We start from the raw sequence: 22901 nt of genomic DNA, 5'->3' as shown, positions 1-22901 counted from the left end.
CGCCGTTTTGTCGAAAACGGTGCTTATGCACCCGCACAAAGTGCAAGATCGCGGAGGTTCGGGGTCAGGCGACGGGGGCGGCCTTGCCTAGGGCGACCTCGGCGTTTTCCTCCGGGGTGGCCTGCGGCGGCGCCTCGTTCGCGGTGCGCAGCGGGATCTCCTTGATGAACCAGGCGAGCACCGGGATCACGATGGTGAACAGCACCGCCCAGAGGAACACGTGCGAGATGGCGTCGGAGAGACCACCGAGCACCGCCTCGCGAGCCTGGGCGGGCAGCTCCTTGAGCTTCTCCAGGTCCAACCCGGCGCCGGCCTCGCCGCCACCGAACGCCCGACCGCCCTCGGAGCTGGCCAGCCGGCTGGCGAAGATCGCGCCGAACAGCGAGATGCCGAACGAACCGCCGATCGACCGGAAGAAGGTGGCCGCGCCACTGGCCGCGCCAAGGTCCTTCTGCTCCACGCTGTTCTGCGCGATCAGCATCGACGTCTGCATGAGGAAGCCCATGCCGACGCCGAGCACGATCATGTAGAGCGAGGACATCAGCTTGCTGGTGTCGGTGTCGAGCATGGACAGCAGCGCCATGCCCGCGGTCATCACCACACCACCGATGATCGGGTACGCCCGGTACCTGCCGTTGCGGGTGATCGCCCGGCCGATGACCAGCGAGACGACCAGCATGCCGAACATCAGCGGCAGCAGCAGCAGACCGCTGTTGGTGGCCGACGCCCCCTGCACGGTCTGCTGGTAGAGCGGCAGGAAGTTCATCGCGCCGAACATCGCGAAGCCGAGCAGGAAGCCGATCACCGAGATCAGCGCGAAGTTGCGGTTGGCGAAGAGCGCCAGCGGCAGGATCGGCTCCTGGACCCGGCGTTCCACCAGGCCGAACGCCACCAACGCGACGACGGCCAGCACGGCCAGGCCGAGGATCTGCGGCGACGTCCAGTCGTACTCGTTGCCGCCCCAGGTGGTGATGAGCACGATCGCGGTGATGCCGACCGAGAGCAGCCCGGCGCCGAGCCAGTCGATCCGGTGCTCGGTGCGGTACTTCGGAAGGTGCATGGTGGTGATCAGCACGAGCAGCGCGATTCCGCCCAGCGGCAGGTTCACGTAGAACGCCCAGCGCCAGGAGAGGTGGTCGGTGATGAATCCGCCGGCCAGCGGGCCGGCGACCATGGCGATGGCCATGATGCCGGCGATCATGCCCTGGTAGCGCCCGCGCTCGCGGGGCGGGACCAGGTCACCGATGATCGCCATCACGCCGACCATGAGGCCGCCGGCGCCGAGGCCCTGCACGGCCCGGAAGGCGATGAGCTGGACCATGCCGTCCTCTGGGCCGCCGAGCATCCCGGAGCCGGCCATGCCACAGAGGGCGGAGCCGACCAGGAAGACGACGACCGAGGTCAGGAAGACCGACTTGCGGCCGTAGAGGTCACCGAGCTTGCCCCAGATCGGGGTGGAGACGGTGGTGCCCAGGACGTACGCGGTAACCACCCAGGTGAAGTGGTTGAGCCCGCCGAACTCGCCGACGATCCGCGGTAACGCGGTGCTGACGATCATGTTGTCGAGCATCGCGAGCATCATCGCGATCATCAGCCCGAACAGCACGACCCGGATGTTGTTGGGTCGCGTGCCGGCCTGGGTTGCCTGAGTCATGGGTAAGCTCCCCCGAAGATTGCCGTACTTACTTGCCGCCCGGCTAGTCACCTTACTAGCCGCACGGTAAGTTGGGTACGAGTAACGGTCAAGCCATTTGGAGGGTTTGCGTGAGCGAGAGCACAGGCGGCGGAACGCGGGAACGGATCAAGGCCGTCGCGCTCGAACTCTTCACCGAGCAGGGGTACGAGAAGACCTCGCTCCGGGAAATCGCCGAGCGCCTCAACGTCACCAAGGCCGCGCTCTACTACCACTTCAAGAGCAAGGACGACATCGTCGCCAGCTTCGTCGAGGACCGGCTGGAGGGGATGGACGCACTGATCGCCTGGGCCGCCACCCAGCCCGCCACCCTGGCCACCCGACGCGAGCTGATCTCCCGGTACGCCGACACGATGTTCGACGGCACTCAGCCGTCGGTGATGCGCTTCTTCGAGCAGAACCAGACCGCGCTCAAGAGCCTCTCCTCCGGTAAGAAGATGCGCGGTCGGATGTTGGAGCTGGCCGACGCGCTCTGCCGGGGCGATGAATCCCCCGCCGCCCAGCTACGCGCCGCGCTGTCAATCTTTGCGGTGCACACCAGCTGGTTCGCGGTCCGCGCGCCACACATCAGCGACGACGAACGCCGCAAGCTCGCCCTGGAGGTGGCCGACGAACTGCTGGCCGCCATCGGCACGCGGCCCAACGCCTGACCGGGGGTGATCGTGCCGGTCCGGGCCCGTCGGTTGCCGGCTCAGCCGCGCGTCAGCTCCAGCCGAAGGCCGAGCAGGTCCACACCCGGCAGCGGTGACCAGTCCTTCTCCGGCGAACGGACGAAGCCGCGCCGCGAGTAGAGCCGGTGCGCCGGATCGGCCATCCCGGCCCGGACGCAGATCACCACCGCCGTGCAACCCAGCCCGGCCGCCCGGTCGACACACGCCTCGACCAGTGCGGCACCCACACCCCGCCCCTGAGCGCCCGGGTCGACCGCGAGCATCCGGAACTCCGCCTCGCCCGGCCCGGCCAGCTCGGCGAACGGGGTGCCCGGCAGCACGAACGTGACCGACCCGAGCACCGCCCCGGTCACCTCGTCGACCGCGACCAGCACCTCGCCACTGGCGGCTCGGGTCGACACGTCGGCCAGCACCTCGCCGTACCCGTGCTCGCCCTTGAGCTGACCGTCCGCCTCGTACGCGGCCACGGTCAGCCGGGCCACCGCCGGGAAGTCGACCGACTCGGCCGGACGGACCCGCAACCCGGTCAAGCGATCACGGCGATCAGGTCACCGTCCTGCACGACGTCGCCCTCGTTGACGACGAGCTGCTGGAGCACACCGTCGGACTCGGCGACGACCGGGATCTCCATCTTCATCGACTCGAGGATCACCAGGGTGTCACCCTCGGCCACCGTGTCACCCGCAGTGGCGACGACCTTCCAGACGTTGGCCACCATCTCGGCGCGGATCTCCTCGGCCATGTCCAGGCCCTCCCTCTTCGCGACGTGCCTGCCGATGTATCCAATCATGCGTCGACCGGCGATGGGCGGGCAGCGGCACAGCCGGGATGACAGGCCCGCCCTGGGGAAGGCGGCGGGTGTCGACCGCACTACCATCAGCGGGTCGGACCCGACGCCGGACCGCCGGTGGCCGCATCCGCGCCGAGGTCGTGCGCAGGACGGATCCGACCCATCACGAGGAGGTCAGCATGGCGAAGAAGTCCCGGAAGAAGAAGGCTCGTAAGAAGAACGCCGCGAACCACGGCAAGCGTCCCAACTCCTGAACGGGTCGACGGGCCGGTTGCCCGTCGCCGCTCAGCTCGACCCGGCCGAGGCCGGGTACACCGGTGGCCCGGGTCGACATCGACCCGGGCCACCGGTCTTGCCAGCTCGTGCCGACGCTCGGTCGGCCAGCTCAGACGATCAGTCGGCCAGCTCACGGGAGTCGCTGGTCTCGAAGACCACCAGCTCGGTGAGCTTGACGCGCAGCCGCTCACGCAGCTCATCCGGCGCGGTCTCGTTGCCACAGCAACGCGCCACCAACGCCCGCACCTCCTGCTCCAGCCCGTACTCGCGCAGGCAGGGCCCGCACTCGTCCAGGTGGTGCCGGATCAGCGAGCGACGTTCGTCGGCGCACTCCAGATCCAGGTAGAGATACACCTCCGCGAGCACTTCGCGGCAGTCCGTCTCGTGCGGCTCCCCACAGCTCACGTCACACCTCCCGGCCGGCAGCGGCAGTCGAGCCCTTCGCCGAGCGGGCCGCACTGAAGCCCCGCTCCCCGGCGTAACGCTCGAGCAGCTTGCGCAGATTACGACGGCCCCGGTGCAGACGCGACATCACGGTGCCGATCGGCGTGCCCATGATGTCCGCGACCTCCTTGTAGGAGAAGCCCTCGACATCGGTGAGGTAGACGGCCAGGCGGAACTCCTCCGGCAACTGCTGGAGGGCCTCCTTGACGTCACTGTCCGGCAGCCGGTCCAGTGCCTCCGTCTCGGCCGAGCGCAACCCGCTCGAGGTGTGCGACTCGGCCTCGGCGAGCTGCCAGTCGGTGATCTCCTCGGTGGGCGCCTGGATCGGCTGGCGCTGCCGCTTGCGGTAGGAGTTGATGTAGGTGTTGGTCAGGATCCGGTAGAGCCAGGCCTTCAGGTTCGTGCCCTGCTCAAACTGGTGGAAGGCCGCGTACGCCTTCAGGTACGTCTCCTGGACCAGGTCCTCGGCATCCGCCGGGTTGCGTGTCATCCGCAGCCCAGCAGCGTAGAGCTGATCGACGAATGGCATCGCGTCCCGCTCGAATCGGGCCCTGCGCTCGTCCGTCTTCTCGGTGGTCAACCGCACATCCCCTCGCGTCGGATGCTTTCCCGCCGAGGATACGCGCACGGACCTGCCCGCAGATTCACTTCCGGCCGGTGTGCCCGTGCTCACCGCACCCACCCCGCCCGGTCCCGCCGTCGCGGGCCACTCCGGGCCATCCAGCAGCCGCTTCAGCTGCCGGGCGTCCCGCTCGTCCCGTTCCAGGCTTCGTGTCTCGGTTGGCACCGGTCACCCCCTCACAGAAAAGTCGTCCGGGGGTAGTAACGCGAGATGACCACTGGGGCATTCCGGCCGGCCCTCCCCGTTCCTGGTCCCGGCCCCGACGGCGGCCGGCGCTGGGACCAGGAAGGGCCTGGGAGGACTGGTGTCACCGGCCCTGCTCGGGCCGGCGGCACCATCGGATGCAACGACCCGTGCGCGCGCCGGAAACGGTCGCCCCGGCGCGCCGGCCGCGACGGGTCAGCTGGCCGCCCAGCCCTGGGCGGACAGCCAGTCGCGAACGGCGGCGGCGGTGCCGGCCGGATCCCGGCGCAGGTCGTGCGTTTCACCGGGACGGCTCACCACCTGCACGGCCGGTCCAGGCTCCGGCGTGCCGAACGGATCCCGGTCGCCGTTGACGACCAACGTCGGCAGGCCGGTGCCCAGTTCAGCGGCGCGCGAGCGTTCCGGTCGGCCGGGCGGGTGCAGTGGAAAGGCCAACGCGACCACGCCCACCGCGCCCACCGCACGGGCCGTCCGACAGGCCACCCGTGCGCCGCTGGAACGCCCACCGACCACCACCGTCGGCACGTCGGCGTGCCGGGCACGCAGCTCGGCGAGCACCGCCGTCCAGGCCTCGTCGAGGTGACCTGCCGGTGCCGGCGCACGTCGACCGGCGACCCGGTAGGGCTGCGTCACCCGGACCACCGCCAGGCCGGCTGCCACCGACGCGTCCCGGACCGCGAGCAGGTCGGGCGCGTCGACGCTGCCACCCGCGCCGTGCCCGAGGACGAGCAGGGCGGTTGCCGGGCGGACCGGCAGGTCGGTGTCGATCCACGCCGGACCGCGCGGGGTGTCGATCTCGTTGCTGGCTGGCACCGGCCTATTCTGCGCCGCCGGACGGGCGTCGGGTGCGAACCGGGCCGCCGATCAGCTCAGCGGGACCAGGGCGAGCAGGCGATCGCGCACCGGCGGGCCGGCGTCGTCGATGGCGTCCGGATCGGGTTCGACCTCGCCGCGCCAGGCGACCAGCATCGCCCGTCGTTCCCGCGGCGTGGTGCCGCCCCACACGCCGTGGCAGTCACCGACGTCGAGGGCCCAGGCCAGGCAGGACCCCTGCACGTCACAACTGCGACACAGCGCGACGGCAGCGTCCGCCGGCTCGTTCGGTGCCGGAAAGAATGTCTCCGGATCGACGCTCTGGCAGGTTCCTCTGGTGCGCCAAGCGTCATCCTGTCGCCGTTCTCGCACGGCCCGCAGCAGTCGCGGATCTCGCCGCGCCGCTGCCACCTCGTGCGGGCGCGGCATACGTGCCCGTGTCATCCACCCACCTCCCCCGTGGGACCGGCAAAAGCTGTGGACGTCGTCCGCCCCGTGCGGACCGACAGCCACTACCGGCGCTGTGTTCTATCGCACTTCACAACACCGGGACAAGGGTCTGCCGGGAACATGACTGAACAGCCAGGAGACGAATCGCGCGGAACCCTGGCAAATCGGCGGCCGACAATGCACTGCGGCGTCAGAACAGGGTCAGCTCCTGCGGTGACACCGTCGGCGCCACCGCCACCCGCGCGGTCAGCCGTGGCCCGTCGTTACGAACGTCTCCCACCGCCGCACCCACCGGGCGGATCTCCAACCCCGCCAACTGCTCCGTCGACGCCGCAGTGAGCAGCCGCCCCGGCTCGTCGGTCGGTGCGAGCCACGACGACCACCGCTCGGGGGGCAGCAGCACCGGCATCCGGTCGTGCACCTCGGCCAGGTCGCCGAGCGCCGCGGTGGTCAGCACGCTGAAGGTGAGCCGGGTCTCTGCGTCGGACTCCCAGACCGACCAGATGCCGGCCAGCGCGAGCACCGAGCCGTCCCGGGGGGTCATGAAGTACGCCTGTCGCCCGCCGTCGGGCAGCCGGACCCACTCGTACCAGCCGTCGGCCGGGACCAGGCAACGGCGACGGGAGAAGGAGCCGGCGTACGCCCGGCTGGTGGCCACCGTCTCCGCCCGCGCGTTGATCATCCGGGCGGCTCCCGAGGCGGACCGGGACCAGTGCGGCAGCAGACCCCAGCGGCCGACACAGAGGCTGCGGTGCCCCTCCGGGCTGACCCGGACCAGCGGCACCGGGTCGGTCGGCGCGACGTTGTGGTCCGCCCGGACCAGGCCGTCGGAGTCGTCGGACGACTCGAACAGCGCGCTCAGCTCGCCGGAGCTCCGGGTCGTCGCGTACCTGCCGCACATGGGGCACACGCTAACGCGTCGGAGGCCCCGTCGGCTGTCCCGCCAACCGGGAGCACGAGCGCCGGGCGCCGCCGCCCGCCCGCCGACACGGCAGAATGTAACCGTGGGCAACCTGACCGCGACCCGGCCGCCGCAGCCGTGGACCGCACCGACCGCATCCGACCCGGTGGCGGCGACGCTGCGCCTGCCTGGTTCCAAATCGATGACCGCCCGGGCCCTGGTGCTCAGCGCGCTGGCCGCCGGCCCGTCGACGCTGGCCCGGCCACTGCGCGCACGTGACACCGAGTTGATGGCCGCCGGCCTGCGGGCGATGGGCGCACACGTCTCGATCAGCGACGACGAGCGCTGGCTGGTCCGACCGCACCCGCTGGCCGGCCCTGCCCACGTCGACGTCGGGCTGGCCGGCACCGTGATGCGGTTCGTGCCACCGGTGGCGGGCCTGGCCGACGGGCAGGTCACCTTCGACGGTGACCCGTACGTGCGCACCCGGCCACTCGGCCCGCTGGTCGGCGCGCTGCGCTCGTTGGGCGTCCGGATCGACGTCACCGGCACCGGCAGCCTGCCGCTGACCGTCCTCGGCACCGGCCGGATCACCGGCGGCGAGGTCGTGATCGACGCGTCCGCCTCCAGTCAGCTCGTCTCCGGGTTGTTGCTGGCCGCCCCGCGCTTCGACCGGGGCGTCGTGGTCCGCCATGTCGGCCCGCCGGTGCCCTCCGCGCCGCACCTTCGGATGACTGTGCAGATGCTGCGGGCCGCCGGCGCGGCGGTCGACGACAGCACCCCCGACGTCTGGGCCGTCGAGCCCGGCCCGCTCGCCGGGCGCGGCTGGGACATCGAGCCGGACCTCTCCGGTGCCGTGCCGTTCTTCGCCGCCGCCCTGGTCACCGGCGGCGAGGTCACCTTGCAGGGTTGGCCGCACAGCAGCGCGCAGCCGGTCGAGAAACTCCGCTCGCTGCTACAGCGGATGGGCGGTGAGGTCACCCTCACCACCAACGGGCTGACCGTCCGTGGCACCGGCGTGGTGCACGGCCTGACCGCCGACCTGTCCGACGTCGGCGAGCTGACCCTCGTGCTGACCGCGATGGCCATGCTGGCCGACTCGCCGTCGGTGTTCACCGGCGTCGGGCACATCCGTGGGCACGAGACAGACCGGCTCGCCGCGCTCGCGCGGGAGTTCGGCGGGCTCGGCGCGGACATCACCGAAACACCGGACGGGTTGGAGATCCGGCCCCGACCGCTGCGCGGCGGGGTCTTCCGCACCTACCACGACCACCGGATGGCGCACGCCGCCGCGGTGGCCGGGCTGGCCGTTCCGGGCATCGAGGTGGACGACGTGGGGTGTACCTCCAAGACCATGCCCGAGTTCCCGGCACTATGGTCAGCGATGGTGACCGGCAAGAGCTGACGCGAGAAGAGGACAGGTCCTGGCGACCAAACGGCGGGAGTACGACGAGGACGACGTGCGGGTCCGGCCCGGAAAGTCGTCGCGCCCGCGTACGCGCACCCGCCCGCAGCACGCCGACGCGGTCGACGGGTTCGTCATCGCCGTCGACCGGGGGCGCTACACCTGTGTGCTCTCCGGGGCCGAACGCGGCGTGGTCGGTGCCGAGCTGCCCACCGTCACCGCCATGCGGGCCCGCGAGTTGGGCCGCAAGTCGGTGGTGGTCGGTGACCGGGTCAGCCTGGTCGGCGACACGTCCGGCGCGGAGGGCGCTCTCGCCCGCATCGTCCGGATCGCCGAACGCCGCTCGGTGCTGCGCCGCACCGCCGACGACGACGAGACCACCGCCGAGGGCCGGCTGGAACGGGTCGTGGTGGCCAACGCGGACCAGTTGGTGATCGTCAGCGCGTTGGCCGACCCACCGCCGCGCACCGGGTTCATCGACCGCTGCCTGGTGGCCGCGTACGACGCGGACGTCGAGCCGCTGCTCTGCCTCACGAAGGCCGACCTGGCCGGGCCGGAGGAGGTGCTCGGCTACTACACCGAGCTGGAGCTGCCCTACGTGCTCAACCGCCCCGACTCCGACCTCGACGCGCTCCGCGCGCTGCTGAGCGGCAAGGTGTCGGTGCTGGTCGGGCATTCAGGGGTGGGCAAGTCGACGCTGGTCAACCGCCTTGTTCCGGACGCGCTGCGCGCGGTCGGCGTGGTCAGCGCGATCGGTCGGGGCCGGCACACCTCGACCAGCGCGGTGGCGCTGCGGCTGCCACCGGTGCCCGGGATCGACACCGACCCGGGCTGGATCATCGACACCCCCGGGATCCGCAGCTTCGGGTTGGCGCACGTCTCGGCCGACAGCCTGCTGCACGGTTTTCCGGACCTTGTCGAGGGCACCGTCGACTGCCCGCCGAACTGCCCCCACACGGCCGACGAGGCCGAGTGTGGGCTGGACGCCTGGGTGGCCGCCGGTAAGGCCGACCCGCGCCGGCTGGCCTCGTACCGTCGGTTGCTCGCCTCCCGGGCCGGCGAGGGTGACTCGCGCGGCGACAGCGACCAGCGCGGCCCCGGCGAGGGTGACCGGCGCGGCCCCGACGAGTGACCCGACGGGTGTGGGCTAGGTTGCCGGCATGACCGGGTACGCCGACGACCTCGCCCTCGCCCATCTGCTCGCCGACCGGGCCGACGCCATCGCCACAGCCCGGTTCCGCGCGCTCGACCTGCGCGTCGAGGCGAAGCCCGACCTGACCCCCGTCTCCGACGCGGACACCGCCGTGGAGCGGGAGATCCGTGCCCTGCTGGCCGAGCACCGGCCGGCCGACGGGCTGCTCGGTGAGGAGTACGGCGCGCAGTCGTCGGCCAACCCGAACGGCCGCCGGTGGATCATCGATCCGATCGACGGCACCAAGAACTTCGTCCGTGGCGTGCCGATCTGGGCCACCTTGATCGCGCTCTACGACGGCGACCGGCCGGCGGTCGGCGTGGTGTCCGCACCAGCGCTCGGACGACGCTGGTGGGCCAGCGCGGGTGCGGGGGCGTACGCCGGGCCGGGCCCCGCGGCCGGCGAGCGGATCGGCGTGTCCGCGGTGCGTGGGGTCGCGGATGCCAGCTTCTGCTACTCGTCCCTGAACGGGTGGGAGGAAGCCGGGCGGCTCGACGCCGTGCTCGACCTGATGCGGGACAGCTGGCGCAGCCGGGCGTACGGCGACTTCTACGGCTACATGCTGTTGGCCGAGGGGGCACTGGACGTGATGGCCGAGCCGGAGTTGTCGGTGTGGGACGTGGCGGCGCTGGTGCCGATCATCACGGAGGCGGGTGGCACGGTCACGGATCTGGCCGGACAACCGGCCCCCGCCGGCGCTCCGGGCACCGACAGCAGCGTGGTGGCCACCAACGGTGTGCTGCACGCCGACATCCTCGCCCGCCTCGATCGACCAGCCGAGCGCTGACCCTCGGCAACCTCTATCCTCGCCAGGTGGTCTCCTCCGGTTGGTGTTTTCTCGCGGCGATGATCGTCGCGTACGGCTTCGCCAACCTGCTCCAGTCGGTGGCGGCGGCCCGCACCACGGTCCACCACACATTCGATCCGGGCCTGCTGCTGCGCCTCGCCGGGCACCGGACGTACCTGATCGGTCTCGGCTGTCAGATCGGCGGTTTCGTGCTCGCCTTCCTGGCCCGGCGGGACCTGCCGCTGTTCCTCGTGCAGGCCAGCGTGGCCGCCGGGCTCGGGGTGACCGCAATCCTCGGGGTGCTGGTGCTGAAGTGGCGGCTGCCGGCGGCGGAGGTGGTGCTGCTGGCGCTGCTCTTCGCGGGGATCACCGCGCTGGTGCTGTCCGCCCGGCCGGCGCCGTCGAAGCAGCTCGGCACCGCCGGCTCGATCGCCCTGCTGGTGGCGCTGGGCGTGATCGCGGTGCTCGGTTTCTTTGCCGTCCGGCTGCACGGGGCGCCGGGTTCGGTGGCCCTCGGCTCACTGGCCGGGCTGGCGTTCAGCTCGGCCGCGGTCGCCGCCCGGCCGCTGGCGTCCGCGCCGTCCGCCGAGGCGTTCCTCGCCGACCCGCTGTTCTACCTGCTGATCGCCCACTCGATCGTGGGCCAGCTGCTGCTCGGTCTGGCCATGCAGCGCGGCTCGACGACCGCCGCTGTCGCCGCGATGGACGCCGCCGGCGCGGTGCCGGCCGCGATCGTCGGCCTGCTGCTGCTCAACGACAAGATCTGGCCGGGGCGGGAGTGGCTGGCCGCGGTCGGCTTCCTGGTGACCCTGGCCGCGGTGATCGGCCTGACCCGGTACGCCGAACCGCAGCAACACCGCTCGGTGGCACGCCGTCGGGACCCCGCCATGGTCGGTGCCGGCCGGCCCGGCTGACCATCCGGCACCGCACCACGGCGACCTCGCCCAGCGCGGCCGATCGGTGGTCGGCGCGCCAAGGTGTCGCAGCACCGCCGACTCAGGCCTCGACCGGCTTGCGGCGGCTCACCACCCGTTCGTAGAGGCGCTCCAACGCACCGGCGGTCCGCTCCCAGGTGTAGCTGCTGCGCACCCGGTCCACCGCGGCGTGCCCGTAGGCGAACCGACCGGCGTTGTCGGAGAGCAGCCGGCGCAGCGACACTCCGAGTGCCCGTACGTCACCGGGGGGCACCAGGCGGCCGGTGACCTCGTCGACGACGGCGTCCGCCAGGCCGCCCATCGCGTAGCCGATCACCGGCACCCCGCAGGCCATCGCCTCCAGCGAGACCCGCCCGGCCGACGAGTAGTGCGGCGTGCAGGCGACCACGTCCGCCGACCGGTACCAGGTGGCCATCTGGTCGTGCGGCACCGCCCCGACGAGCCGTACCTGGTCGACGACGCCGAGCTGTTCGGCCAGCTCGCGCAGCCGTCGTGCCTCGGCGTGGTTGGCCAACTGGTCGGCCGGCGGCCCACCGGCGATCACCAGCTCGGCGTCACCGACCAGCCGCATCGCCCGGATCAGGTCCTCCTGGCCGTGCCCGGCGGCCAGCGAGCCCACCGAGAGGATGCGGGGCCGCTGTTCGCGCGGTGCTGCCTCGCCGTCGGGATGGAACAGGTCGATGTCGACGCCGGCCGGCACCAACGCGACGGAGCTGCGTTGCAGACCCATCCGGGTCAGCTCGTCGACCTCGTCGTTGGACTGGGCCACGGCGATGTCGACCGCCCTGGTCAATGCGCGCTCCAGCGTGATCCGCTGCCCCGGCCCGTCGTAGTGGCCGCCCAGGTGACGCAGTTGCTCGATGCCGAGCGAGTGGAACGTCTGCACCACCGGAACGTCGGTCTCCCGAACGGCGTGCGCGGCGGCCAGGCCACCGACCCAGTAGTGCCCGTGCACCACCTCGGGCCGCCAGGAACCCGACCACTCGTCGGCCAGCCACCGGCCGACCTCCGTCACGTACGGGATCAGCTCGACGGTGGGTAGCGGGGTGGGCGGGCCGGCGGGCACCTGGTGCACCTGGTAGCCGTCGACGCTCATCGTCGCCGGCAGCGTCGGGTCGTCCCGGCGTACGTAGAGCCGGACGTCATGGCCTCGCTCGGCCAGCTCGGCGGCGACCCTCGCGGTGTGCTGTCGGGTGCCGACCGGCGGGCCGTCGGCGTGGCGGTAGGAACTGGCGTGCGCGCAGACGAGGCCGACGCGCATGGGTCACCTCCCTGCGATCTTTCCTCGGCGGTGGTCCTCCCGGTCAGAGCGTCCCATTAACCCCGCGACGCTGAGCCGAAACCTGGCAGATCAGGAAGAGTCCGTGCGAGTGCCACCGACACTTGCGCCACGGCAAGCACAGGTGACACGCGACAGCACGGTTCGACGATGATCGACAAGCTGTCGTCGGTGTGACCAGGCCTGGCCGGGGGTACCGCTCAGGAATGCCGCTGACCCGCAGTCTCGACGATTCGACCGTGGTGATCACCGGCGCGTCCAGCGGCATCGGCACCGCGACCGCGTACGCATTGGCCCGCCGGGGTGCCGCCGTCGTGCTGGCCGCCCGCAGCGAGCCGGCCCTGCTACAGGTCGCGCAGCGGTGCCGGGAGCTGGGCGGCCGGGCGCTGGTCGTACCGACCGACGTCACCGACCTGGAGTCGGTGCGGAGGCTGGCCGAGCAGGCGGCGGCCGAGTTCGGCCGGATCGACGCCTGGGTGAACAACGCCGCGGTGAGCGCCGTGGGCCTGTTCGACGAGATCCCGGTCGCCGAGTTCCGCCGGGTGCTGGAGGTCAACCTGCTCGGGGCGGTGCACGGCATCAAGGCGGCACTGCCCTACCTGGGCGCCGCCGGTGGTGGTGTTCTGGTCAACAACGCCTCGGTGCTGGCCGAGGTGGCCATGCCGTACCAGTCGGCGTACAACGCCTCCAAGCACGGCATCCGCGGGCTGGCCGACACGGTCCGCCAGGAGCTGCGGGTCACCGGTCGCGGTCACATCTCTGTCTGCACCGTGCTGCCGGCCACGATCGACACCCCGTTCTTCCGGCACACCGGCAACCACAGCGGCCGGGAGCTGATGCCGCCTCCTCCGATCTACCCGCCTGAGGTGGTCGCCGAGACCATCGTCCGGCTGCTGCGCCGGCCCCGCCGCGAGGCGTACGCCGGCGGCGCGGCGCGGCTGATCGGCCTGCAGTGGCGGCTGGCGCCCGCGCTGGTCGAGCGCACCCTCGGCTGGTACGCCCACCGCACCCAGTTCGGCCCGGGCGCCCGGGTGGACAGCAGCGGCAACGTGTTCCACGCCGATGCTCTGGCGCGCCAGGACGGTGGCTGGCACGGTCGGCGGCGGCAGTTGGTGCGGATGACCGCCGCGTTCGGTCTGGCCGCCGCCGGCACCGCTGTCGGCACCCTGGCGGCCATCAACCGCCGCTCCCGGTCGGACCGCTGATGGCCGATGTCGAGCGCCCGAATGCGCTGACCGTCACCGGCGCGCACAATGGGGCGATCATGTCGAGCTGTCTCGTGGAAGTCGACGAGTCGTCAGCGGTGGTCCGGCTGACCGGTGTGCTCGATGCCGCCAGCGCCGAGGCGGTACGCGGCGCACTGCTCGCCCGTCTGCTGGCCCGGCCCGGCCCGGTGGTGGCCGACGTGACCGGCCTGCGGGTCGTCGACCCGACCGGGCGCGGCGTCTTCGCCGACGTACGCCGGGAGGTCGCCGACTGGCCCGCCGCGGACCTGCTGCTGTGTGACCCGGCGGTCGACGGGCCCGCCCATCCGGACGCCGCGCTCGCCGGAGTGCCGGCCTGGCCGACGCTCGACGGTGCGCTGGCCGCTGTGGCGGCGACGCCACTGGCGGCGGTGCTCACCGCCGAGCTGGCTCCGGCGGTCGGAGCCGCCCGGCAGGCACGCGAGCTGGTCACCACCGGCTGCGAACGCTGGGGCATGCCGACGCTCACCGACCCGGCGTGCATCGCGATCACCGAGATGGTCAACAACGTGGTGGCGCACGCGCGGACCCCGATGACGGTTCGGCTGGCGCCCCGGGAGACCACCCTGCACCTGGCGGTTCGCGACCACTCCCCGCGTCAACCGACCTTCGCCGGGATCTCCCCGCCGAACCGTGCCGGCGGCCGGGGCCTGCTATTGATCGACACGGTGACCCGTCGCTGGGGCAGCAGTGCCGTACCGGACGGCAAGGTCGTCTGGTGTGTGCTGGACCCGGAAGACGAGGCCTCCTGACGGGGCTTTCGCCGTCGGCGCCCGGTTCGGCTACGTACCGCCGGGGGCCGCCCGGTTATGGCGGCAGGGCAGCGGGTAGTGATCAGACATGCGCGACAACGAGTACCCGACCCCCGTGTCCGACACCGAGGCGCAAGGCCTGCCCGACACCGCTGATGACGACTCGACCGCCAACGACGACGTCCTCACCGGGCGCGAGGCGGACGGCCCGGACCCGGCCCAACTGCCCGGCGACCGGACGCCGGTGGCGGTGGACCGGTTCGGCACGACCGCCGAGGAGCAGCTCGACGGTGAGTCGTTGGACTACAAGCTCGACCGCGAGGTCTACGAGCGCCCGGCGGACGACCCGCTGGCCGGCACCATCGACCCGAAGATCGCCTTCGAGGCGGACAACCTGGAAGCCGCGGCGGAGGCTCAGCTGGACGCCGACGTGATGGATCCCGGGCCGACCTCGGACCCGAACTCACCGGTCTCCCTCTACGACCACGGTCAGCTCGGCACGGTGGCCGACGCCACGGTGGGCCGGCTGGTGGAACCGGACGAGGGTTCGCACACCGACCAGGAAACCGACTCGGTGGCGTACGACGCCGGATCGGCCGGGGGCGGAGCGACCGCCGAGGAGCTGGCCATCCACGAGACGGAGCCGCCGCGCTCGGTCTGACGTCCGCTCAGTCGTCCAGACCGCGTTCGATCGCGTACCGGGTCAGCTCGACCCGGTTGTGCAGTTGCAGCTTGCCCAGGGTGTTCTGCACGTGGTTCTGCACCGTGCGGTGCGACAGGCCGAGCCGCTGGGCGATCTGCTTGTACGACATCCCCTTCGCCACCAGCCGCAGCACCTCCGTCTCCCGTTCGGTGAGCTGGGGAGTCGGGGGTTCGGCAGCGCCGACCGGGCCGGTCCCCCGCCCCGGTCCGGCGGCCAGCCGGCGGTACTCGCCGAGCACCAGCCCGGCCAGGCCGGGGGTGAAGACCGCGTCGCCGGCCGCCGTGCGGTGCACCGCCTCCAGGAACTCGGCGGGCGCCGTCGACTTCACCAGGTAACCGGTGGCCCCGGCCTTGACCGCGTCCAGCACGCTCTGCTGTTCGCCGCTGGCGCTGAGCATCAGCACCCGTACGGCGGGCAGTGCCGCGCGCAACCCCAGGATCACCTCGACGCCGGAGATGTCGGGTAGTTGCAGGTCGAGGACGACGACGTCGGGCCGGGCGGCGGCGGCCACCCGGATGGCCTGTCGTCCCTCGCCGCTGGTCGCCACCACCAGGAAACCGGCCTCGGTCAGGTCGCGGGCCACGCCCTCCCGCCACATCGGATGGTCGTCCACCACCATCACGCGGATCGGGTTCACCGCGGTGACCTCGGCACGCTCAGCTCGATCTCGGTGCCCGCCTCGGGGGCGGACACGATCCGAACCGTGCCGCCCACGTCGGCCACCCGGCCCCGGATCGACTGGGTCACGCCGAGCCGACCCTGGGCGGCCGCCTCGTCCAGCCGACCGTCCGGGATGCCCGGCCCCTCGTCACGGATCGACACGGTCACCGTCGCCCCCTCGTCCTCGATCAGCACCCAGGCCCGCCCACCGGCGTGCCGCCCCACGTTGTCCAGGGCCGCGCCGGTCGCGGCGGCCAACTCTCCGGCCACCCGTCGGGGCAGCGGCACCGGGGTGGCCGGCGCGGAGAGCGCCACCGCCGCCGAGGCGTACCGGCCGAGCAGGGTCCGCAGGTCCACCGCCTCGCCGCCGTCCGGGAGGCTCGCGGCGGCCGGGCCGGTGCCGGCGATCAGCGCCCGCAGGGCAACCTCCTGCTCGCCGGCCAGCCGGGCCAGCTCGCCGGCCTCCCCGGGCAGGTCGGCGCCGCGCCGTTGCACCAGCGCCAGCACCTGGAGCACCGAGTCGTGAATGTCCCGGGCCAGCCGCTCCCGCTCCCGGGTGGCGGCCTCCAGCTCCACCGCACGCTGCAACCGCTCCTCGGCGCTCACCGCGAGCCGGGCCACGTGCCCGACCACCACTCCGGCGAGCAGCATCAGGATCACCCCGGTGAACGAGGACTGGCCGATCCGCTCCCGGGTGGCCAGGTCCGCGCCGGCGACCAGCAGCGCGGCGACAGTGCCTCGCCGCCGGCCGCCGGAGACGGCCCAGGCCAGCACCGGGCCGGCCATCCAGGCCACCCCCAGGGTGGGTACGCCGTGGGTGAGCGCCGTCCGGCCGACCACCCACGGGGTGGCCAGCACGATGGCCACGACCACCCCGAGGTCGGCCAGCAGCAGCGGCCAGCGCCGCCAGGCCGGTCGGGCGTACCCGATCGCGGTCGCGCCGGTCCAGGCGATCATCAGCAGGATCAGGGCGCCGACGGCGTACGGGTGGGCGTACCGGTCGGCGTCGCGCACCGCGAGCGCGCAGACGTACGCCAGGGAGGCCAGCCTGAACACGGTGAGGGCACGCCACAGCGGCACCTCGAACCCACCCGGCGGCGACGGCATGGCGGTCAGGATGCCATAACCGGGTCGGTGCACGGCGAGCAGCGAGTGCGGTTCGGGAAACCCTGACGTACGGTGGAAAAGCCGCGAAATACTCCGAGATGCGCCGCCGGGACGGGCCCATGACGAACGCAGACCCGCACGCACCGCGTACGGTTGTGCCCATCGAACCTGCCCTCCTGATCGCCGAAGCCTTTGACCAGGCCCAGGTGACCGAGATTCGACACTCGGTCACCTCCTGCGCGCATGCCTCGGGTCTCAGCGGCCAACGGCTGGACGACTTCGTGCTCGCGATCAACGAATTGATCACCAACGCGGTGCGGCACGGCGGCGGGCGCGGCTGGCTGCGGCTCTGGCACGAGTCGGGTCTGCTGGTCTGCGAGGTCGCCGATCACGGGCACGGGATCAGCCCGCAACGGTTGGGCGACCGCAGTCGGCCCGCCCCGGACACCGCCGGCGGCTGGGGCCTCTGGCTGGCCCGCGAGCTGACCGACGCGATGGAGGTCGTCACCGGCACCGCCGGCACCACAGTGCGCATCACCACCGGCGTCACCAACCACAAGCGCACCCCGCGCTGACCCCCCTCACCCGCGCATCCCACCCCCGCAGCCCGCGATCTTGCACTTACTGTCCCGGCGAATCGCCCAGAACAGCTCATCCCGACGACACAAACTGCAAGATCGCGCGGGGTAAGAGGCGAGGGACGAGGGACGACGGCGGGTTAGGCGAAGAGGGCGGAGACGGATTCTCCGTTGTGGATTCGGCGCGTCGCCTCGGCCAGGGCGGGGGCCACCGACAGGACCTGCAACTTGGGGACCCGCTTGGCGGCGGGGATGGGCACCGTGTTGGTGCAGACGATCTCCAGGACGCCGTCCTGGTCGCTGAGCCGCTGCAACGCGTCGCCGGAGAAGAGGCCGTGCGTGCAGGCGAGCCGGATCGACCGGACATTCAGGCCGCGCAGATGCTCCATCAACTCGACCACCGTGCTGCCCTTGGCAATCTCGTCGTCCAGCACGATGACATCCCGGTCGGCCACGTCGCCGATCACCGCGCTGATCTTGACCAGGTCGTCGCTGAACCGCTGCTTCGCCCCGGCCGCGACCGGCGTGCCGAGCAGCCGGGCGAAGGCCGCGGCCTCCTTGGCGTTGCCCAGGTCGGGCGAGACCACCACGGTGTTGCTGAGGTCGTAGCGGCGGAAGTGGGTGGCCAGCTCCCGCAGCGCGTGCAGGTGATCCACCGGGACGCTGAAGAAGCCGTGCACCTGCGGCGAGTGCAGGGTCATCGCGAGCACCCGGTCCGCCCCGGCCGAGGTGAGCAGGTCAGCGACGAGCCGCGCGCCGATCGAGATCCGTGGCGCGTCCTTCTTGTCCGACCGGGCGTACGCGTAGTGCGGCAGCACCACGGTGATCCGACCGGCGGAGGCGCCCCGGGCGGCGTCGATCATCAGCAGCAGCTCGACCAGGTGCTCCTGCACCGGCGGCACCAACGGCTGGATCAGGAAGACGTCCCGCTCCCGGCAGTTGGCCTGCAACTGGACTTCCAGACAGTCGTTCGCGAACCGGGAGACCCGCACCGGGTGCAGCGGCACCCCCAGGTGGGCGCAGATCTCGGCAGCCAGATCGGGATGGGCGGTTCCACTGAAAACTGCGATGTCGCGCACGTTCGCACATCGTAGGGGACGCCGACGGCCGCCGACGGCGGCGGGCCGGAACCCGCCGTGACGCCTGTCGCGCCGCGCCGCCGTCCGGGTACGGTGCTGCGGTGACCCCCCAGTACGTCGCCGCCATCGACCAGGGCACCACCTCCTCGCGGTGCATCGTCTTCGACCGGGCCGGGGACATCGTCGCCGTGGCCCAGCGCGAGCACCGGCAGATCTTCCCCCGACCGGGGTGGGTGGAGCACGACGCCGAGGAGATCTGGGACAACGTCGAGCAGGTGGTCGCCGAGGCGCTGCGGGCCGCCGGCACCGACGCGTCCGGGCTGGCCGCCGTCGGCATCACCAACCAGCGGGAGACCACAGTCGTCTGGGACCGGGCCACCGGCCGCCCGGTGGCCAACGCCATCGTCTGGCAGGACACCCGGACCGGGCCGCTGCTTCGCGAGCTCGCGTCGACATACGGCGAGGAGCGGTTCCGGGCCCGCACGGGCCTGCCGCTGGCCACCTACTTCGCCGGGCCGAAGCTGCGCTGGCTGCTCGACGAGGTCGACGGCCTGCGCGAGCGCGCCGAGCGCGGCGAGGTGCTCTTCGGCACCATGGACAGCTGGCTGATCTGGAAGCTGACCGGCGAGCACGTCACCGACGTGACCAACGCCAGCCGGACCATGCTGATGGACCTCACGACCCTGGACTGGGCCCCGGAGCTGCTGGACGCGATGGGTGTTCCGGCGGCGATGCTGCCGGAGATCCGTTGCTCCGCCGAGGTGTACGGCACGGCCGGCGGGGTGCTCGCCGGGGTGCCGGTGGCGAGTGCGCTCGGCGACCAGCAGGCCGCTCTGTTCGGGCAGACCTGCTTCCAGCCGGGTGAGGCGAAGTGCACCTACGGCACCGGCAGTTTCCTGCTGCTCAACACCGGCGCCAGCCCGGTCCCGTCGACGCACGGCCTGCTCACCACGGTCGCCTACCGGATCAAGGGCCAACCACCGGCGTACGCCCTCGAAGGCGCCATCGCGGTCACCGGCTCGCTGGTGCAGTGGCTGCGGGACAACCTCGGGCTGATCTCCACGGCCGCCGAGGTGGAGGAGTTGGCCCGCACCGTGGACGACAACGGCGGCTGCTACGTGGTGCCGGCGTTCTCGGGGCTGTTCGCCCCGCACTGGCGCAGCGACGCCCGCGGGGTGATCGCCGGGCTGACCGGCTACATCACCAAGGGGCACCTGGCGCGTGCGGTGTTGGAGGCGTCGGCGTGGCAGACCCGCGAGGTGGTCGACGCGATGAACGCCGACTCGGATGTGGCGCTGCGCCGCCTCCGGGTGGACGGCGGGATGACCGCCAACGGCCTGCTCATGCAGTTCGTCGCCGATGTGCTCGACGTGCCGGTGATCCGCTCCCGGATCACCGAGACCACCTGCCTGGGCGCCGCGTACGCGGCCGGTCTGGCGGTGGGCTTCTGGCCGGACCTGGCCACCCTGCGGGCGCAGTGGCGCTCCGACGCGCAGTGGGAGCCGGCCATGGCCCCGAAGCTGCGCGAGGAGGAGCTGCGCCAGTGGCGCAAGGCCGTGCAGCGCACCCTCGACTGGGTGGAGTGAGCTGTCACTCCCAGCGGTTGCCGGTGAGCTTCTCGTAGACGTCGATGTAGCGAGCCCGGGTCGCCTCGACCACCTCGGCCGGCATGTCCGGGGCGGGGGCCTGCTTGTTCCAGCCGCTGCCGGTGGCCCAGTCCCGCACGTACTGCTTGTCGTAGGAGAACTGCACCCGGCCCGGCTGGTACGACTCGGCCGGCCAGAACCGCGACGAGTCGGAGGTGAGCAGTTCGTCGGCGAGGACCAGCGTGCCGTCCGGCGCCCAACCCAGCTCGATCTTGGTGTCGGCGACCAGGATGCCCCGGTCGGCGGCCAACTCGGCGCCGCGCCGGTAGATGTCGATGGTGATCTGCCGCAGCCGCTCGGCGGTGGCCTGGCCCACCTTGTCCACCACGTCGTCGTACGTGATCGGCTCGTCGTGCTCGCCCATCGGCGCCTTGCTCGACGGCGTGAAGATCGGCTCGGGCAGGATCGACGCCTCGCCCAGCCCTCGCGGCAGTGGTACGCCGGAGACCGCGCCGGTCTGCTCGTACTCCCGCAGGCCGCCGCCGGTCAGGTAACCGCGGGCGACGCACTCGACCGGGACCATGTCCAGCCGCTGGCAGCGGATGGCCCGCCCGGCGAACTCGGCGGGCACGTCGGTGGCCGAGATGACGTGGTTCGGAACCAGGTCGGCGAGCTGCTCGAACCACCAGAGCGAGAGCGCGGTGAGCAGGCGACCCTTGTCCGGGATCGGCGTCGGCAGCGCCACGTCGTAGATCGAGATGCGATCCGAGGCCACCAGGATCAGGTCGTCGCCGTCGGCGTAGACGTCCCGGACCTTGCCCGAGTGCAGAAGTTCCACGCGCCCTAGTACACCACGCGACATTGGAAGGGCCTGATTCGACCACCCGGCCGAGGGTGACCGGACGGACGTTGACACCTTCGTGCGCTGCCTGCGTGAATGGTCCGACCGCCACCCCCGTAGGTCCAGGAGAGCCCCGTGCCCGTTGTTCGACCCCCGCTCGACCGCCTCGGTGCCGACCCGGGCCGGCGCCGACTGCTCGGCGCGCTGCTCGGCGCACCTCTGCTCGCGTCCGGCGGGCTGGCGGGGTGCACCGACGGCGCCGCCACCTCGACCCAGGACGGGCCCGTCGAGCTGTCGGTCTTCTGGTGGGGTGGCACCAAGCGGGCCGAACTCACCGAGAAGGCGCTGCGGCTCTACTCGGATCGCAACCCCCGGGTCACCTTCCGGGTCACCTGGCAGGGCGCCGACGGCTACTACGACCGGCTGGCCACCCAGGCGGGCGGCGGGAACGTACCGGACCTGATCCAGATCGACGACGCCATGCTGACCGAGTACACCCAACGTCAGGTCATCCTCGACCTCACCGACCACCACCTGGATCTTCGGGGCCTGCCGGAGGGTCTGATCCGCTACGGCACGGTGGAGGGGCGGACGATGGCGGTGGCCGCCGGGCAGACCCACGCCGTCGTGGTGTTCAACCGGGACCTGCTGCGGGAGCTGCAGATGCCGGAGCCACGCGCCGGGATGACCTGGGCCGAGTACATCTCCTGGGCCACGCAGGTCACCGAGGCCAGCGACCGCCGGGTGGCCGGCACCATGGACGGGTCGGGCGACTACCGGGCGCTCTGGCTCTGGCTGCGGTCGCAGGGCGGCGAGTTCTACCGGGGCAACCAGCTCGGCTTCGGCGCGGACGAGCTGATCGCGTGGTTCGAGTTGTGGCAGCGGGCGCGCCGGGGCCGGGCCACGCCGAGCGCGGCCCTGGTCGAGCAGGCCGACAGCGGCGAGCCGGCCCGGCAACTGGTGGTGAACGGGGTGACGGCGGCGTCCTTCGCCTGGTCGCACCAGCTACCGGAGCTGCAACGACTCACCGAGTCCGAGTTGGGCATCGTCGGCGTTCCCGGGCCGCCGGGGGCTCAGTGGGCGCGAGCGTCGATGTACTGGGCGGCCTTCCGGGGCACCCGCCACCCGGACGCGGTCGCCGACGTGATCAACTTTTTGACCACCAATGGTGAGGTTGGCGCCGTTCTCGGCCACGAGCGTGGGCTGAACGCCAGTGCCCAGGTCCGCCGCTACGCCGAGGGCAGCATCACCGACCCGGCCCAGCGACGGGCCGCCGAGTTCGGCGCCAGCATCGCCGACCTGCTCGGGCCTGCGCCTGCGCCGCCGCCCAAGGGGCACGCCAAGGTGCGCACCCTGCTGGTCACCGCCGCCGAGCGCATCCGCGTCAAGCGCGACGGCACCCGCGAGGCCACCGCGCGTTTCCTGTCGCAGGCCATCGCGGCCCTGGCGGTGTGAGCACCGGCGGCCGGCCCGGGGCCGGCCGCTGGTGACCCGTCGACGCCTCGGGCCCGGTCAGCGCGGCGGGCCACCCCGGCGGTTGCGCATCAGACGCAACACCAGGAACACGATGATCGCGACCACCACCAGGCAGCAGAGCAGAGGGAGCACCCCGAAGCCACTGCGGCCTCGCCGCCGGGCGGCCTCCACCACGAGTTCGCCGGTGCCTGTGGACGCCCAGGCCGCGACCGGCACGAAGACCGCCAGTACGACCGCACCGAAGACCGCGCTCAGGCGGCCCCACCACTTACCGAATGAAGACATGTGCCCATCCTCGCCGAAGGGCGCAACCTCGGCACGTCGGTCCACGCCGAATCACGGGACCGGATGCTCGGGAAGCTCTCCGGCCGGGGCGCAACGCGCTCGCAACGTCCCGGCAAAGATGATGATCT

General features: G+C 72.0%; 26 protein-coding genes. 12 read left to right on the top strand and 14 right to left on the bottom strand.

Annotated features, from left to right (window positions below; all coding sequences use genetic code 11):
* Positions 1 to 64: 64 nt before the first annotated feature.
* Positions 65 to 1654, bottom strand: a complete 1590-nt coding sequence (locus ACFYP0_RS21025; RefSeq protein WP_356976743.1) for an MDR family MFS transporter — start codon at positions 1652 to 1654, stop codon at positions 65 to 67.
* A gap of 110 nt (positions 1655 to 1764) precedes the next feature.
* On the opposite strand from ACFYP0_RS21025, the gene ACFYP0_RS21020 reads away from it, so the two are divergent.
* A complete protein-coding gene (locus ACFYP0_RS21020) occupies positions 1765 to 2343 on the top strand; it encodes a TetR/AcrR family transcriptional regulator (RefSeq protein ID WP_124860784.1) in 579 nt (192 codons plus the stop codon).
* Between the two features lie 41 nt (positions 2344 to 2384).
* Here ACFYP0_RS21020 and ACFYP0_RS21015 read toward each other — a convergent pair whose 3' ends face one another.
* Both ACFYP0_RS21015 and ACFYP0_RS21010 read right to left on the bottom strand, forming a co-directional pair.
* Positions 2385 to 2894, bottom strand: a complete 510-nt coding sequence (locus tag ACFYP0_RS21015) for a GNAT family N-acetyltransferase (RefSeq protein ID WP_124860786.1) — start codon at positions 2892 to 2894, stop codon at positions 2385 to 2387.
* Positions 2891 to 3112 carry a biotin/lipoyl-binding carrier protein gene (locus ACFYP0_RS21010; protein ID WP_196930429.1) on the bottom strand — a complete coding sequence of 74 codons (222 nt, stop codon included), beginning with the start codon at positions 3110 to 3112 and terminating at the stop codon, positions 2891 to 2893. Before ACFYP0_RS21010 ends, ACFYP0_RS21015 begins: the two co-directional genes overlap by 4 nt.
* 80 nt (positions 3113 to 3192) lie before the next feature.
* Here ACFYP0_RS21010 and ACFYP0_RS21005 point away from each other — a divergent pair, with 80 nt between their 5' ends.
* Positions 3193 to 3408 (top strand): 50S ribosomal protein bL37, encoded by a 216-nt coding sequence (locus ACFYP0_RS21005; protein WP_373861592.1) that lies wholly within the window; start codon positions 3193 to 3195, stop codon positions 3406 to 3408.
* A gap of 139 nt (positions 3409 to 3547) precedes the next feature.
* On the opposite strand, the gene rsrA is transcribed toward ACFYP0_RS21005, so the two are convergent.
* The 5 genes from rsrA to ACFYP0_RS20980 form a co-directional block, all read right to left on the bottom strand.
* The gene (gene rsrA, locus ACFYP0_RS21000) at positions 3548 to 3835 is read right to left on the bottom strand and encodes a mycothiol system anti-sigma-R factor (protein ID WP_030336658.1); all 288 of its coding nucleotides are present in this window, start codon (positions 3833 to 3835) and stop codon (positions 3548 to 3550) included.
* Position 3836: 1 nt separating this feature from the next.
* Positions 3837 to 4661 (bottom strand): sigma-70 family RNA polymerase sigma factor, encoded by an 825-nt coding sequence (locus ACFYP0_RS20995; protein WP_112583674.1) that lies wholly within the window; start codon positions 4659 to 4661, stop codon positions 3837 to 3839.
* Between the two features lie 234 nt (positions 4662 to 4895).
* Positions 4896 to 5513, bottom strand: a complete 618-nt coding sequence (locus tag ACFYP0_RS20990) for an alpha/beta hydrolase family protein (protein ID WP_356976747.1) — start codon at positions 5511 to 5513, stop codon at positions 4896 to 4898.
* 51 nt (positions 5514 to 5564) lie between these two features.
* Positions 5565 to 5957, bottom strand: coding sequence for a WhiB family transcriptional regulator (locus ACFYP0_RS20985; RefSeq protein WP_091406097.1), 393 nt, complete (start codon positions 5955 to 5957; stop codon positions 5565 to 5567).
* A gap of 196 nt (positions 5958 to 6153) precedes the next feature.
* Positions 6154 to 6864 (bottom strand): SOS response-associated peptidase, encoded by a 711-nt coding sequence (locus ACFYP0_RS20980; protein WP_356976750.1) that lies wholly within the window; start codon positions 6862 to 6864, stop codon positions 6154 to 6156.
* A gap of 103 nt (positions 6865 to 6967) precedes the next feature.
* Here ACFYP0_RS20980 and aroA point away from each other — a divergent pair, with 103 nt between their 5' ends.
* Genes aroA through ACFYP0_RS20960 form a run of 4 tightly spaced genes read left to right on the top strand, consistent with a single transcriptional unit; the run spans position 6968 to position 11162 of the window.
* Entirely contained in the window at positions 6968 to 8269 is a 1302-nt protein-coding gene (aroA, locus tag ACFYP0_RS20975; RefSeq protein WP_124860796.1) for a 3-phosphoshikimate 1-carboxyvinyltransferase, read from the top strand.
* 55 nt (positions 8270 to 8324) lie between these two features.
* Positions 8325 to 9401, top strand: coding sequence for a ribosome small subunit-dependent GTPase A (gene rsgA / locus ACFYP0_RS20970; protein WP_091406102.1), 1077 nt, complete (start codon positions 8325 to 8327; stop codon positions 9399 to 9401).
* 28 nt (positions 9402 to 9429) lie between these two features.
* A complete protein-coding gene (gene hisN, locus ACFYP0_RS20965; protein WP_386997246.1) occupies positions 9430 to 10248 on the top strand; it encodes a histidinol-phosphatase in 819 nt (272 codons plus the stop codon).
* Between the two features lie 59 nt (positions 10249 to 10307).
* Positions 10308 to 11162, top strand: a complete 855-nt coding sequence (locus tag ACFYP0_RS20960; RefSeq protein WP_225855223.1) for a hypothetical protein — start codon at positions 10308 to 10310, stop codon at positions 11160 to 11162.
* A gap of 82 nt (positions 11163 to 11244) precedes the next feature.
* On the opposite strand, the gene ACFYP0_RS20955 is transcribed toward ACFYP0_RS20960, so the two are convergent.
* On the bottom strand, positions 11245 to 12444 hold the full coding sequence (locus ACFYP0_RS20955) for a glycosyltransferase (protein ID WP_355494531.1): 1200 nt from the start codon (positions 12442 to 12444) through the stop codon (positions 11245 to 11247).
* A 224-nt stretch (positions 12445 to 12668) separates the two neighbouring features.
* Between ACFYP0_RS20955 and ACFYP0_RS20950 the strand changes: the two genes are divergently transcribed.
* From ACFYP0_RS20950 to ACFYP0_RS20940, 3 genes are all read left to right on the top strand, one after another.
* Positions 12669 to 13667: an SDR family oxidoreductase gene (locus tag ACFYP0_RS20950; protein WP_355494532.1), complete on the top strand. Its 999-nt coding sequence runs from the start codon at positions 12669 to 12671 to the stop codon at positions 13665 to 13667.
* Positions 13667 to 14458 carry an ATP-binding protein gene (locus ACFYP0_RS20945; RefSeq protein WP_355494533.1) on the top strand — a complete coding sequence of 264 codons (792 nt, stop codon included), beginning with the start codon at positions 13667 to 13669 and terminating at the stop codon, positions 14456 to 14458. The genes ACFYP0_RS20950 and ACFYP0_RS20945 overlap by 1 nt, the downstream gene beginning before the upstream one ends.
* Positions 14459 to 14546: 88 nt before the next feature.
* On the top strand, positions 14547 to 15119 hold the full coding sequence (locus ACFYP0_RS20940) for a DUF5709 domain-containing protein (RefSeq protein ID WP_112583682.1): 573 nt from the start codon (positions 14547 to 14549) through the stop codon (positions 15117 to 15119).
* A 7-nt stretch (positions 15120 to 15126) separates the two neighbouring features.
* Here the strand turns inward: ACFYP0_RS20940 and ACFYP0_RS20935 are convergent, their stop codons facing one another.
* Both ACFYP0_RS20935 and macS read right to left on the bottom strand, forming a co-directional pair.
* A complete protein-coding gene (locus tag ACFYP0_RS20935; RefSeq protein WP_357008892.1) occupies positions 15127 to 15780 on the bottom strand; it encodes a response regulator transcription factor in 654 nt (217 codons plus the stop codon).
* A 14-nt stretch (positions 15781 to 15794) separates the two neighbouring features.
* The gene (macS, locus tag ACFYP0_RS20930) at positions 15795 to 16928 is read right to left on the bottom strand and encodes a MacS family sensor histidine kinase (RefSeq protein WP_386997243.1); all 1134 of its coding nucleotides are present in this window, start codon (positions 16926 to 16928) and stop codon (positions 15795 to 15797) included.
* 119 nt (positions 16929 to 17047) lie between these two features.
* Here macS and ACFYP0_RS20925 point away from each other — a divergent pair, with 119 nt between their 5' ends.
* Complete coding sequence (locus ACFYP0_RS20925; RefSeq protein WP_124860808.1) at positions 17048 to 17503, top strand: ATP-binding protein; 456 nt, start codon at positions 17048 to 17050, stop codon at positions 17501 to 17503.
* 143 nt (positions 17504 to 17646) lie between these two features.
* On the opposite strand, the gene ACFYP0_RS20920 is transcribed toward ACFYP0_RS20925, so the two are convergent.
* Complete coding sequence (locus tag ACFYP0_RS20920) at positions 17647 to 18585, bottom strand: ribose-phosphate diphosphokinase (protein WP_124853755.1); 939 nt, start codon at positions 18583 to 18585, stop codon at positions 17647 to 17649.
* A 101-nt stretch (positions 18586 to 18686) separates the two neighbouring features.
* Between ACFYP0_RS20920 and glpK the strand changes: the two genes are divergently transcribed.
* Positions 18687 to 20171 carry a glycerol kinase GlpK gene (gene glpK / locus ACFYP0_RS20915; protein ID WP_386997240.1) on the top strand — a complete coding sequence of 495 codons (1485 nt, stop codon included), beginning with the start codon at positions 18687 to 18689 and terminating at the stop codon, positions 20169 to 20171.
* Positions 20172 to 20175: 4 nt separating this feature from the next.
* On the opposite strand, the gene ACFYP0_RS20910 is transcribed toward glpK, so the two are convergent.
* The gene (locus ACFYP0_RS20910) at positions 20176 to 21009 is read right to left on the bottom strand and encodes a phosphoribosylaminoimidazolesuccinocarboxamide synthase (protein ID WP_124853753.1); all 834 of its coding nucleotides are present in this window, start codon (positions 21007 to 21009) and stop codon (positions 20176 to 20178) included.
* Positions 21010 to 21147: 138 nt separating this feature from the next.
* On the opposite strand from ACFYP0_RS20910, the gene ACFYP0_RS20905 reads away from it, so the two are divergent.
* Positions 21148 to 22467, top strand: coding sequence for an ABC transporter substrate-binding protein (locus ACFYP0_RS20905; RefSeq protein WP_355494537.1), 1320 nt, complete (start codon positions 21148 to 21150; stop codon positions 22465 to 22467).
* Between the two features lie 57 nt (positions 22468 to 22524).
* Here ACFYP0_RS20905 and ACFYP0_RS20900 read toward each other — a convergent pair whose 3' ends face one another.
* A complete protein-coding gene (locus tag ACFYP0_RS20900; RefSeq protein WP_124853751.1) occupies positions 22525 to 22773 on the bottom strand; it encodes a hypothetical protein in 249 nt (82 codons plus the stop codon).
* Between the last annotated feature and the right edge of the window lie 128 nt (positions 22774 to 22901).

Source organism: Micromonospora arida (genome assembly GCF_042873195.1).
GTDB lineage: Bacteria > Actinomycetota > Actinomycetes > Mycobacteriales > Micromonosporaceae > Micromonospora > Micromonospora arida.
Note: the sequence above shows the minus strand (reverse complement) of the source record. Positions and strands in the feature narration are given on the sequence as shown.

Bases quoted from the DNA above. Each gene is read 5' to 3' on its own strand.
- ACFYP0_RS21025 (WP_356976743.1), bottom strand. From the start codon at position 1,654: ATGACTCAGGCAACCCAGGCCGGCACGCGACCCAACAACATCCGGGTC.
- ACFYP0_RS21005 (WP_373861592.1), top strand. From the start codon at position 3,193: ATGACAGGCCCGCCCTGGGGAAGGCGGCGGGTGTCGACCGCACTACCA.
- ACFYP0_RS20985 (WP_091406097.1), bottom strand. From the start codon at position 5,957: ATGACACGGGCACGTATGCCGCGCCCGCACGAGGTGGCAGCGGCGCGG.
- ACFYP0_RS20980 (WP_356976750.1), bottom strand. From the start codon at position 6,864: ATGTGCGGCAGGTACGCGACGACCCGGAGCTCCGGCGAGCTGAGCGCG.
- hisN (WP_386997246.1), top strand. From the start codon at position 9,430: ATGACCGGGTACGCCGACGACCTCGCCCTCGCCCATCTGCTCGCCGAC.
- ACFYP0_RS20960 (WP_225855223.1), top strand. From the start codon at position 10,308: ATGATCGTCGCGTACGGCTTCGCCAACCTGCTCCAGTCGGTGGCGGCG.
- ACFYP0_RS20955 (WP_355494531.1), bottom strand. From the start codon at position 12,444: ATGCGCGTCGGCCTCGTCTGCGCGCACGCCAGTTCCTACCGCCACGCC.
- ACFYP0_RS20950 (WP_355494532.1), top strand. From the start codon at position 12,669: ATGCCGCTGACCCGCAGTCTCGACGATTCGACCGTGGTGATCACCGGC.
- ACFYP0_RS20945 (WP_355494533.1), top strand. From the start codon at position 13,667: ATGGCCGATGTCGAGCGCCCGAATGCGCTGACCGTCACCGGCGCGCAC.
- ACFYP0_RS20940 (WP_112583682.1), top strand. From the start codon at position 14,547: ATGCGCGACAACGAGTACCCGACCCCCGTGTCCGACACCGAGGCGCAA.
- ACFYP0_RS20935 (WP_357008892.1), bottom strand. From the start codon at position 15,780: ATGGTGGTGGACGACCATCCGATGTGGCGGGAGGGCGTGGCCCGCGAC.
- macS (WP_386997243.1), bottom strand. From the start codon at position 16,928: ATGCCGTCGCCGCCGGGTGGGTTCGAGGTGCCGCTGTGGCGTGCCCTC.
- ACFYP0_RS20925 (WP_124860808.1), top strand. From the start codon at position 17,048: ATGACGAACGCAGACCCGCACGCACCGCGTACGGTTGTGCCCATCGAA.
- ACFYP0_RS20900 (WP_124853751.1), bottom strand. From the start codon at position 22,773: ATGTCTTCATTCGGTAAGTGGTGGGGCCGCCTGAGCGCGGTCTTCGGT.